Source organism: Roseomonas sp. TAS13 (assembly GCF_001950415.1).
Taxonomy (GTDB): domain Bacteria; phylum Pseudomonadota; class Alphaproteobacteria; order Acetobacterales; family Acetobacteraceae; genus Roseomonas; species Roseomonas mucosa.
The window spans coordinates 16,421-27,858 of sequence record NZ_BDLP01000021.1; the positions used below are offsets into that span (position 1 = coordinate 16,421).

The window sequence follows — 11,438 nt, forward strand, 5'->3', positions numbered from 1 at the left end:
TTTCCGGGAGCCCCGCCTTTCCACCTGCTCCCAGGGATCAGGCCGCAGGCTGACTGCCGCCACGGGAACCCACGAAAGCTTGGGGTCCGGGGACCGGCTCCGGTCCCCGGCGGAGAGGGGGGCCGGGGTGAGAGGCGGCGCCTCTCACCCGGGGGCCAGCCACGGGTGCGACGCCGCGGCCCGGCTTTGCGGCTACTGGCGGACCCAGCGGATATCCGGTGAAAGGCGCCCGCCGTCGATGTGGCGGGAAAGGGTGTGCAGCCGGATATAGGACGAGCTGCGGAATTCCGGATCGTTGAACCCGATCCGGCGCAGGCCCTCAATCAGCCCGGCGATCGCCTCGTCCAGCGTCACCTGCGGCTGGTGCTGCGGCGCCAGCTCACGGAACAGGCCGAAATCCACGCGGTAGGAGCGACGGTCGGGCGGGGCGTCGGTGTTGATGCTCACCTGCGTGCCGGGAAGCTGCGCCGCGACTTCCTGCGCCAGGTCGCGAACCTGATAGTTCCACGGCTCGCTGCCGGCATTCACCACCAGGAACGGGCCGCCATTCTCCGGCTTGCGGGTGGCTGCCCATTCGATGGCGCGCGCCATGTCCTTCACATGGATCAGCGGACGCCAGGGCGAGCCGTCGCTCAGCACCGTGATCCGGCCGGAGGTCAGGGCGCAGGCCACGAAGTCGTTCAGCACGAGGTCGAGGCGCAGCCGGTCCGACATGCCGCAGGCGGTGGCGAAGCGCAGGCAGGTGACGGTCATGTCGCCCGCGTCGAACTGGCGCAGCCCGTCCTCGGTGCCGACCTTGGAACGGGCATAGGCGGTCAGCGGGTCGGTGCTGTCGCCCTCACGCTTCGCGCCTTCCGAGGCCGCGCCATAGACGCTGCAGGAGGAGGCGAAGACGAAGTGCTTCACCCCGGCATCACGGGCGAGCTCCGCCATCTTCAGGCTGGCGCGGTAGTTGATGGCCTCGGTGGGCGCCTCGAAATTCTTGCCCATCGGGTCGTTGGACAGGGCGGAAAGGTGCACCACCGCATCCACACCCTTCAGCAGGATGGCGGGAAAGGCCCGCACGTCGCCGAAATGCTGCGCGTCCAGCAGCACCTCCGGCACGGCGTCGGGGGTGGTCAGGCAATGGGCGAACAGCCCGCTGTCGAAGCCGATGAGTTCGGCCTGCGGGAAACGCTGCCGCAAGTGCCGAACCAAGACAGGGCCGACATAGCCCATGTTGCCGGTGATCAGAATACGCATCCTGGTCCTTGCCCCTGATGGAAGCTGCCATGCCCCGTGAGGAGGGGCGCCATGGAAACCGGGCCGGGCAGCACGGGCCGGGTCTCCTCCGTTGAAAGCCGCATCCGCTTCAGGCCCGTCGCGCGGTGCCGAAACGGCGCAAGTGCCGCACGCCCGGCAGGGCGGTCAGCACGAGGTGATAGAGGGTCTTCGGCAGGTCCTGCCGCCAGGCGTAGTGCCCGGACAGGAGCACGCGCACCGCCTCGCGCCGCCGACGGCCCAGGGCATGCTCCAGCACCGCCTGCGGCGCGAGATCCCGCCAGAGCCGATCCCGGGCCTGGGCCTCGGCGGGCGACAGGTCGCGGAGGCTGGCGAGATGGTCATAGAGGCGCGCCACGACATCGCCGCTCATCCCGGTCTCCTGCCGCGCCGGGAGGCGGTGGAGGCTGGTCGGCCGGTCGATGAAGGAGAAGGCGTGGCCGCGATACGCCATGGCCAGCCGGATGCCGAAATCCGTGTCGCCCGCCAGCCCGACCTCGGACACGTCGCGGTAGCCGATCTGCCTCGCGACATCGCTGCGGATCAGGACGCCGTCGCGGGGGATCTGCCGCCACAGGGCACAGACCAGCAGGTCATAGCGGGTCCCGGCCTCGGCGGCGATCCGCCGGTGGCGCCCGTTGTGGCGCGCCGTGTCCTCGGCAGAGAACTCGCCGGAGGCCAGGATGCAGTGCTGGAGGCCATAGGCGGCGACCACGTCCGGATTGGCGCGGTAGGCGGCGTCCAGCGCCGTGACGGCGCCGGGCAGCAGCGCGTCGTCGTCCTGCAGGATGACCAGCCTTTCGCCCCGCGCGTGGTCGATCAGCCGGTTCAGGCAGCCGTTGAGGTCGGTCGCCAGCCGGCTGCGGCAGTGGCGGAGGGTGATGCCGTCCGGCAGGGGCAGGGCGCGCAGCAGCCTGCCCACCTCGTCGCCCGGCGAAGCGTCGCAGACATCGATCTCCAGGGGGCGGTAATCCTGTTCCAGGCAGGAGCGCATCGCCTGGAGCAGCGAGGGCCGGCCGCGGGCCGGGATGCCGATGGTGATGAGACCGCTCATGTCCTGCACCTGCACCTGCACCTCCCGTCCCTCCGCTCCGTCCCGCACGCGATCCCTGCCTGTTTCCGGACATGCCATGGGCGGGCTCGCCGCCTGCCCATGGCTTCGGGCCTCAGAGGATCTTCAGCTCCGGGATCGGCACCACGAACTTCCCGCCCCATTCGCGGATCGCCGCCATCTGCTCGACGATCTCGTCCTTGAAGTTCCAGGGCAGGATCAGGACGTAGTCGGGCTTGGCGTCGAGGATCACCTGTGGCGCCTTGATGGGGATCCGCACGCCCGGCAGGAGATGGCCCTGCTTGTGGTGGCTGCGGTCCACGGTGAAGGGGACCAGCTCCGGACCCACGCCGCAGTAGTTCAGCAGCGTGTTGCCCTTGGCCGGGGCGCCGTAGCCGGCGACGACCTTGCCCTCGGCCTTGGCCTGGATCAGGAAGCGCAGCAGATCGCACTTGATCTTGACCGTGCTGGCCGCGAAGGCGCGATAGGCGTCGAGGCCGTAGAGCCCGTAATCCTTCTCGGCATCGCGGATCTTCTGTACCGAGGGCAGCTCAGGAAGCGCCGTGTTCCCGGCATGGCGCGCGAAGACGCGCAGCGAGCCGCCATGCGTCGGCACTTCCTCGATGTCGAAGACGGCCAGCCCGTGATCCGCCAGCGCCCGCTCCACCGCCAGCAGCGAGAGGTAGGAGAAGTGCTCGTGGTAGATCGTGTCGAACTGGTTCTCCTGCATCAGCTTCAGCAGATGCGGGAACTCGAAGGTCACCACGCCGTCCGGCGCCAGGAGGATGCGGAAGCCCTCCAGGAAGTCGTGCATGTCGGGGACATGCGCCAGCACGTTGTTGGCGGCCATCTGCTTCGGCGCGTGGCCGGCGGCGCGCAGGCGACTGGCCGTCTCGGCGCCGAAGAAGGCGACCTCGGTCGGGATGCCCTTGGCGATCGCCTCCTGCGCCACGTTGGCGGCCGGATCGACGCCGAGCACCTTGATGCCCATCGCCTTGAAGTACTGCAGCAGGTAGCCGTCGTTGCTGGCGATCTCGACCACCAGCGAATCCGGCGTCAGGCCGAAGCGCTCGGTCATGCGCTTCGCATAGGTCTCCGCGTGGCGCAGCCAGGCGTCGGAGAAGGAGGAGAAGTAGAGGTAGTCGCCGAAGATGGCCTGCGGCGTCTCGAACTCGGAAAGCTGCACCAGCTTGCACTCGTCGCAGACAAAGGCGTGCAGCGGGTAGAAGGGCTCCATCGCATAGGCACGGTCCGCCGGCACGAAGGAGTTCGCCAGCGGCGACATGTTGAGGTCGGAGAAGGTGGTGCGCAGCGGCGCGTTGCAGAGGCGGCAGCAGCCGGCCTTGGCCGCACCCGCGATAAGCTGTTCGGTCATCACGTTGTCCATCGTTGCGCTTCTCACCAGACCTTCCAGGGTGCCCGGCCGGTGGCCCAGAGCTCCTCCAGGTGCTTCTTGTCCTTCAGCGTGTCCATCGAGTACCAGAAGCCCATGTGCTTGTAGGCCATGAGCTCGCCATCGCGGGCCAGGCCCTCCATGGGGGTGCGTTCGAAGATCGTGCTGTCGCCGTCCAGGTAGCGGAACACATCCGGCCCGAGCACGAAGAAGCCGCCATTGATCAGGTTGTTGTCGCCCAGCGGCTTCTCGCGGAACTGGGTCACGCGGTCACCGTCGAGCTCCAGCGAGCCGAAGCGGGCGGGCGGCGGCACGGCGGTGACGGTGGCATGGCGGCCATGGGCCTCGTGGAAGGCGACGGCCTGCCGGACGTCGAGGTCGGTGACGCCGTCGCCATAGGTCATGCAGAAGCTTTCGCCCTCCAGATGCTCGCGCACCCGGCGGAGGCGGCCGCCTGTCATGGTCTCGATGCCGGTATCGACCAGGGTGATCTTCCAGGGCTCCGCCGTGTGCCGCAGCATGGTGGTCGTGCCCGAGGTCAGGTCCACCGTCAGGTCCGAGGCATGCAGGTAGTAGTCGGCGAAGTACTGCTTGATCATGTGACCCTTGTAGCCGAGCGGGATCACGAATTCGGTGATCCCCGCCGCGGCATAGATCTTCATGATGTGCCAGAGGATCGGGCGGCCCCCTACCTCCACCATCGGCTTGGGACGGGTGTCGGTTTCTTCCATCAGGCGCGTGCCGTAGCCGCCTGACAGGATGACCGCTTTTCTGACCATGAACCGAACCTCTCTCGGAATTCGCGACGGTGCCCGGTGGAAGCGCCCCACCGGCGCGTTCCAGCTTCGTTGGACAAGCGATTTAAAGAGACGATACCGAGAGGCGAGCCAAAATTCTAGCCTGATTTGCGCTTCAACAACTTTTCCATGACGTAATCTCATAAATGACACGTTCTTCGCGGTTTCGTGATGGCTGTCGGAAGCATTCCGGGCCTGCTTTGCCGGGAAAATCGCCGGAACAGGCGGTTGGAACCGATTCGGCCACAACCTCGCCTTGCCGGCGCCCGCGTGGAGACCAACGCCACGCGAGCCATGCCGGCCCCACGAGGGCCGGTCCCGGCCGCTCGCCCTCCGGAAGGAACCGGGCCGGCAACGGCTTTTCCGGCTGGACTTCGCGGCGGTCCGTGACGACCCTACCGGCATCGCCGGGGAACCCGCCATGAAAGTCGCCGTGTTCAGTGCCAAGCGCTACGACCGGGTCCTGCTGACCGAGGCCAACCGCAGCCATGGCCACGCGCTGACCTTCCAGGAGGCGATGCTGGGGCCGGATACGGTTGTCCTGGCTGCCGGCTACCCGGCCGTCAGCGTCTTCGTGAACGACCAGGTGGATGCCGGGGTGCTCGCTGCCCTGGCCAGGGGCGGCACCCGGCTGGTCGCCACCCGCTCGACCGGCTTCAACCAGATCGACCTGGAGGCTGCCCGGGAACAAGGCATCCGGGTGGTCCGGGTGACAGTCTATTCACCCTATTCCGTGGCAGAGTTCGCGGTCGGCCTGCTGCTGACCCTGAACCGCCGCATCCACCGGGCCTACGAACGCACCCGCGGCGGCAATTTCGAGCTGGACGGGCTGATGGGCTTCGACCTGCACGGCCGCACCGTCGGGGTGATCGGCACCGGCAAGATCGGCAAGGTCTTCGCCGGGATCATGCGCGGCTTCGGCTGCACCGTCCTGGGCTACGACGCCTATCCCGCCCCGGAGTTCGAGGCGCTGGGCGGCCGCTATGTCCCGGTGGAGCAGCTGATGCGGGAAAGCGACGTCATTTCCCTGCACTGCCCGCTGACACCCGAAACCCGCCATATCATCAACGAAGGCAGCCTGGCCGTGGTGAAGCCCGGGCTGATCCTGGTGAACACCAGCCGCGGCGGGCTGGTGGACACCAACGCGGCCATCGGCGCGCTGAAGAACGGCCTGCTGGGTGGCCTGGCCATCGATGTGTACGAGCAGGAGGCCGACCTGTTCTTCCGCGACCTGTCGAGCGACATCATCGCCGACGACGTGATCCAGCGCCTCGTCTCCTTCCCCAACGTGCTGCTGACCGGCCACCAAGCCTTCTTCACCCGCGAGGCGATCGGCACGATCTGCGCGACCACGCTGGACAGCATCAGCGCCTTCGAGCGCGGCGAACCCCTGGTCAACGAGATCCGCGCCCCGGACTGAGGCGGCGGCCTTTCCTGGCTGCGTTGCGCTTCGAGCCCGCCTCCGGGGGGGGGGGAGAGGCGCCGCCTCTCCGCCCGGCCCCGCCACTCCGCCGGGGACCGAGCCGGGCCCCGGGCCTCGGGCCCCGGGACAGCGCAACGCCGGAGGCTTGGTGCCCAGGGCATCCGCCGGGTCCGTTTCTTGCTGTGCGGTGGAAGTCTGCTACAGCCTCTTTCCGAGGCCGCACCGAGAGACCGTCCATGACGCTGCACGTCGCGCTGAACCACCGCACGTCCTACCGCTATGACAGGCCAGTCAATCTCGGCCCCCAGACCATCCGCTTGCGGCCGGCGCCGCATGCGCGCACGCCGATCGTCTCCTACAACCTGACGGTCGAGCCCAAGCCGCATTTCATCAACTGGATGCAGGACCCGTCGGGCAACTTCCAGGCCCGGGTGGTCTTTCCGGAACGGGTCACGCATTTCGACGTGACGGTGGACCTCGTCGCCGACATGGCGACCATCAACCCCTTCGACTTCTTCCTGGAGCCCCAGGCCGAGACCTGGCCCTTTGCCTACGACCCGGTCCTGGCGGAGGAGCTGGCGCCCTATCGCCGGATGGACACGCCCGGGCCGCTGCTCCAGGCGCTGATCGACGGGGTGCCGAAGACCGAGCAGCGCACCGTGGACATGCTGGTGGGGCTGAACCAGAAGGTCCAGGGGCAGATCGCCTATATCGTGCGCATGGAGCCCGGTGTCTGGTCACCGGAGGAGACGCTGGGCCATGCCCGGGGCTCCTGCCGCGACAGTGCCTGGGTGCTGGTGCAGCTCCTGCGCAACCTGGGCTTCGCCGCCCGCTTCGTCTCCGGCTACCTGATCCAGCTCACCGCCGACGTGAAGTCCATCACCGGCCCCGCCGGGCCGGAGGCCGACTTCACCGACCTGCATGCCTGGTGCGAGGTCTATCTCCCCGGCGCCGGCTGGGTCGGCTTCGACGCGACCTCGGGCCTGATGGCCGGGGAGGGGCATATCCCGCTCGCCGCCACGCCGGAGCCTTCCTCGGCCGCGCCGATCAGCGGGCTGATCGAGAAGTGCGAGACCGTCTTCGACTTCTCCATGTCCGTGACCCGCGTGGCCGAGACGCCGCGCACCACCCGCCCCTACACCGAGGCGGCATGGCAGGGCATCCTCCAGGCGGGGCGGGAGGTGGACCGGCAGCTGGAGGCCGGCGGCGTGCGCCTGACCATGGGCGGCGAGCCGACCTTCATCGCCGCCGACGACATGGACGGCGCCGAATGGAACACCGACGCCCTGGGCCCGACCAAGCGCGCCTATGCCGGGCGGCTGATCCGTCGCCTGGCGGAGCTGTGGTCGCCGGGCATGGTGCTGCAGCACACGGTGGGCAAGCACTATCCGGGCGAGCAGCTGCCGCGCTGGGCGCTGCACTGCCACTGGCGCAAGGATGGCGAGCCGGTCTGGACCGACCCCTCCCTGCTGGCATCGGATGACGACCGCGACGACGCCACCGCCGCGGATGCGAGGCGATTCGGCCAGGCGCTGGCGGAGCGGTTGCAGGTGGACCCCTCGCTGGTCCAGGGCGCCCATGAGGACATCCACTACTACCTGTGGCGGGAGCACCGGCTGCCCGCCAATGTCATCGCCGAGGATGCGAAGCTCAAGGACCCGCTGGAGCGCGAACGCCTCGCCCGCGTCTATGGCCAGGGGCTGAATGCCGAGGCCGGCAGCGTGCTGCCGCTGCGCCGCATCGCGATGGACGGGGTGAAGCGCTGGCAGTCCGGCCGCTGGTTCATGCGCGGCGACCATATCTTCCTGGTGCCGGGCGACAGCTCCATCGGCTTCCGCCTGCCGCTGCAGAGCCTGCCCTGGGTCAGCGACGGCCGGCGGCCGCTGGAGGTGGAGCGCGACCCCTTCGCCCCGCTCGGCACCCTGCCGTCGCATCCGCGCCATGCCGGGCAGCCGGTGCAGCATGTCGGCCGCGGCGGCAATGGCGGCCCCGGCGCGGCGCCCTTCGGCCCGCTGGGCCAGCGCGTTGCCGGACCCGGTGGCGGCGACGGGCTGGAGGGGCCCTATGCCAGCGATCCCGGCCCGCTGCCGCGAACCCGCGGGCTTGGCCTCGGCGGCAATGGCAGCGGCAACGGCTACACGCCCCCGGCGGCGGACTGGCGGCCGGAGGTGGGACGCGAGGAGCCGGATGTCGTCCGCACCGCGCTCACCGTCGAGGCGCGCGGCGGCATCCTGCACGTCTTCTTCCCGCCGCTCACCGAGGCCGAGGACTGGCTCGACCTCTGCGCCGCCGTCGAGGACACCGCTGCCGAATTCGGCCGCAAGGTCTTCCTGGAAGGCTATCCGCCGCCGCGCGACCCGCGCCTGCTGTCCTTCTCCGTCACCCCGGACCCGGGCGTGATCGAGGTGAACGTGCATCCTTCGGCGAGCTGGAACGAGCATATCGAGCGTTCCGAGCAGCTCTACGAGGAGGCGCGGCAGATCGGGCTGATCGCCGAGAAGTTCCTGCTCGACGGCCGCCATGTCGGCACCGGCGGCGGCAATCACGTGGTGATGGGGGCCGAGCGCGCGGCGGACAGCCCCTTCCTGCGCCGGCCCGACCTGCTGAAGTCGATGCTGGGCTTCTGGCACAACCACCCCAGCCTCTCCTATCTTTTCAGCGGCCTCTTCATCGGCCCCTTCTCGCAGCACCCACGCGTGGACGAGGCGCGGGAGGACAGCGTGAACGAGCTGGAGATCGCCTTCGGCGAGGTGTCGCGCGACCGGCCCACGCCGCCGTGGCTGACCGACCGGCTGTTCCGCAACATCCTCGCGGACATGACGGGCAACACGCACCGCACCGAGTTCTGCATCGACAAGATGTACGCGCCGGAAAGTTCCTCCGGCCGGCTCGGGCTGGTGGAGTACCGCGCGCTGGAGATGCCGCCGCACCACCAGATGTCGGCGGCGCAGATCCTGCTGATGCGGGCCTGCATCGCGGCCTTCTGGCAGCGCCCCTACGAGCGCCGGCTGGTCCGCTGGGGCACGCGGCTGCATGACGACTTCATGCTGCCGCATTTCGTGGAAGAGGATTTCCGCGACGCGCTGGAGGAGCTGCGCGGCCTTGGCGCGCCGCTCGACCTGGAGTGGTTCCGGCCGCATTTCGCGTTCCGCTTCCCGCAGATCGGCGAGGTCTCGCTGCGCGGCATGAACCTCGACCTGCGCTATGCCCTCGAACCCTGGCATTCCCTGGGCGAGGAACCCGGCATCGGCGGCACGGTGCGCTATGTGGACAGCTCCCCGGAACGGGTGCAGGCGCGCGTCAGCGGCTGGGTGGACGAACGCTTCATCCTGGCCTGCAACGGCCGCGCCGTGCCCCTCACCGCGACGGAGCGGCAGGGCGAGTATGTCGGCGGCGTGCGCTTCAAGGCCTGGAGCCCGCCCTCCTCGCTGCATCCCACGGTGCGGGCGCAGTCGCCGCTGGTCTTCGACATCTACGACCGCTGGACCGGGCGTTCCCTGGGTGGGCTGACGCATCATGTCTCCCACCCCGGCGGCCGCAACTACGACACCCGGCCAGTCAATGCGAACGAGGCCGAGGCCCGCCGCCGCACCCGCTTCTTCGCCTTCGGCCATACGCCCGGGCCGATGGCGGAGCCGGTGCTCTCGGTCGGGCTGGAGCATCCGCGCACCCTGGACCTGCGCCGCCCGGTCTGACACACCCGTCCGCCTTACGCCGGGGGCGCGCCGGGGAGCCACGCTCTCCGGCGACTGCCAGTACCGCCAGCGCAGGCAGGGTGCTTTTCTTTCTTCTTCGGGAGCCCTGCGTCTCCACTTGCTCCCGGGAAGCAACCCTTCGGTCTGACGGCAGCCACGGAAACCGACTCAAGCCCGGGGTCCGGGGACCGGCTTCGGTCCCTGGCGGAGAGCGGGCTGGCGGGAGAGGCAGAGCCTCTCCCCCGGGGGCCATCAGGAAGCGGAACAGCCAGAGAGCCCGCCGCCCGCAGGATCACTTTCCCGGGTGGCGCTTCCCGGACCGGCCCTGGTTCTGCCGCCAGGATCGACCCAGGGCGGGAGGGTTTCCATCAGGGCCCTTGTTAGTGCGAGTGGTTCTCATTAAAACGCGCCTCCGAGTGGATGGGCCCTCTTTCCGGGGCATGACCGGCCGCGAGCGAACGTGGGTCTGGGTTCATCCGCGCGCACAAGGGCCGACCTTACCGGTCGTCCATCAGGATCAGCGGACGGAACCACGCATGATGACGCACCCGACGACGCTTCCGGCTCCTTTCGGGCTTTCGCGGCGTTCCCTGCTGGGCCTGGTGACCTCGGCCGCCGTGATGAGCCGCATCGCCCCGGCCTTCGCCGCGCCGGCGATCGGCGGCAACCGCCGCATCGCGCCGGGCCTCTACGAGATCGTGGTGAACCCGACCACCAATCGCGTCTATGTCGCCGCGGCCGGCCAGCGGGGCGCCAACGACGCCAGCATCATGGTGCTGGACCCCGTGACGCTGGAGGCGAGCTCCGCCATCGAGCTGCGGGACGAGCCGGCCTTCGGCCTCGCGCTGAACAACAGGACGCAGACGCTCTACACCACCAACACCCGCAGCGGCTCCGTCTCCGCCATCGACCTGCGCGACAACAGCGCGGTGAAGATCAGCGAGGGCGAGGGCGCGCATCTGCGCCAGGTGCTGGTGGACGAGGACAGCAACACCGTCTACGCCTCCGCCTTCGGCGCGAAGGAGAAGCCCAGCGCGGTCTGGATCATCGACGGCGCGACGAAGAAGGTGGCCGGCACGGTCGGCGACCTGAAGGGCGGCATCTCCGGCCTGGCGCTGGACAAGGCGGGCAAGCGCCTCTTCGCCGCGGCCATGGGAGACAACGAGATCGTCGAGATCGACCTCGCCGGCCGCGCCGTGAAGCGCCGCTTCGCCTCCGGCGGCGAGAGGCCGGCCAACCTCGTCTTCGATGCCGCCAATGGCCGCCTGCTGGTCACCAACCAGGGCAGCGGCGACGTGACCGTGCTGAACGCCGCGGACGGCAAGCTGCTGAACACCGTCAAGACCGGCGAGGGCGCGCTGGGCATCACCCTGTCGCCCAGCAACGGCCTGATCTATGTCGCCAACCGCGGCGCCGGTACGGTCAGCGTGATCGACGGCAAGAGCCTGTCGGTGCTCGCCAGCCTCGCCACCGGCACGCATCCCAACACGGTCGCCGTCGATCCGCGCACCAACTTCGCCTATGTCACCAACAAGGCGAAGATGTCGCCGCGCGGCCAGCCGCCGGTCGAGGACCCGAACGGCGACACCGTCACCATCATCAAGCCCTGAGCGGCGGGGACGGGTGATGGGGGACGGATCGATCCCGGCGGAGGGCGGGGCTTCCCCGTCCGCCGCCTCCGCTGGGCGGGCGACGGGCTTCGCCTTCCTGTCCGGGCGGCGGCGCCTGCGGGGGGACGGGATGGCCGGCCTGTTGCCGCGCGGCCCGGCGGCGACGCCTGTCTCTTGATCACATCTACGCACAGCTCCACCGTAAGGCG

Annotated in this window: 7 protein-coding genes; 3 read left to right on the top strand and 4 right to left on the bottom strand. The window is 69.3% G+C overall.

The window, feature by feature from the left end:
• Positions 1-192: 192 nt before the first annotated feature.
• The 4 genes from ROTAS13_RS03605 to rfbF form a co-directional block, all read right to left on the bottom strand.
• The gene (locus ROTAS13_RS03605) at positions 193-1,242 is read right to left on the bottom strand and encodes an NAD(P)-dependent oxidoreductase (protein ID WP_058390431.1); all 1,050 of its coding nucleotides are present in this window, start codon (positions 1,240-1,242) and stop codon (positions 193-195) included.
• 109 nt (positions 1,243-1,351) lie between these two features.
• On the bottom strand, positions 1,352-2,362 hold the full coding sequence (locus tag ROTAS13_RS03610) for a glycosyltransferase family A protein (RefSeq protein ID WP_075821565.1): 1,011 nt from the start codon (positions 2,360-2,362) through the stop codon (positions 1,352-1,354).
• A 64-nt stretch (positions 2,363-2,426) separates the two neighbouring features.
• Positions 2,427-3,686, bottom strand: a complete 1,260-nt coding sequence (locus tag ROTAS13_RS03615) for a class I SAM-dependent methyltransferase (RefSeq protein ID WP_058390439.1) — start codon at positions 3,684-3,686, stop codon at positions 2,427-2,429.
• Between the two features lie 23 nt (positions 3,687-3,709).
• Positions 3,710-4,483, bottom strand: coding sequence for a glucose-1-phosphate cytidylyltransferase (gene rfbF, locus ROTAS13_RS03620; protein WP_019462230.1), 774 nt, complete (start codon positions 4,481-4,483; stop codon positions 3,710-3,712).
• Between the two features lie 439 nt (positions 4,484-4,922).
• Between rfbF and ROTAS13_RS03625 the strand changes: the two genes are divergently transcribed.
• The 3 genes from ROTAS13_RS03625 to ROTAS13_RS03635 all read left to right on the top strand — a co-directional run bounded on the left by ROTAS13_RS03625 (position 4,923) and on the right by ROTAS13_RS03635 (position 11,229).
• On the top strand, positions 4,923-5,921 hold the full coding sequence (locus tag ROTAS13_RS03625) for a 2-hydroxyacid dehydrogenase (RefSeq protein ID WP_075821566.1): 999 nt from the start codon (positions 4,923-4,925) through the stop codon (positions 5,919-5,921).
• 239 nt (positions 5,922-6,160) lie between these two features.
• The gene (locus tag ROTAS13_RS03630; RefSeq protein WP_075821567.1) at positions 6,161-9,619 is read left to right on the top strand and encodes a DUF2126 domain-containing protein; all 3,459 of its coding nucleotides are present in this window, start codon (positions 6,161-6,163) and stop codon (positions 9,617-9,619) included.
• Between the two features lie 536 nt (positions 9,620-10,155).
• A complete protein-coding gene (locus tag ROTAS13_RS03635) occupies positions 10,156-11,229 on the top strand; it encodes a YncE family protein (RefSeq protein WP_058390434.1) in 1,074 nt (357 codons plus the stop codon).
• Positions 11,230-11,438: the final 209 nt, after the last annotated feature.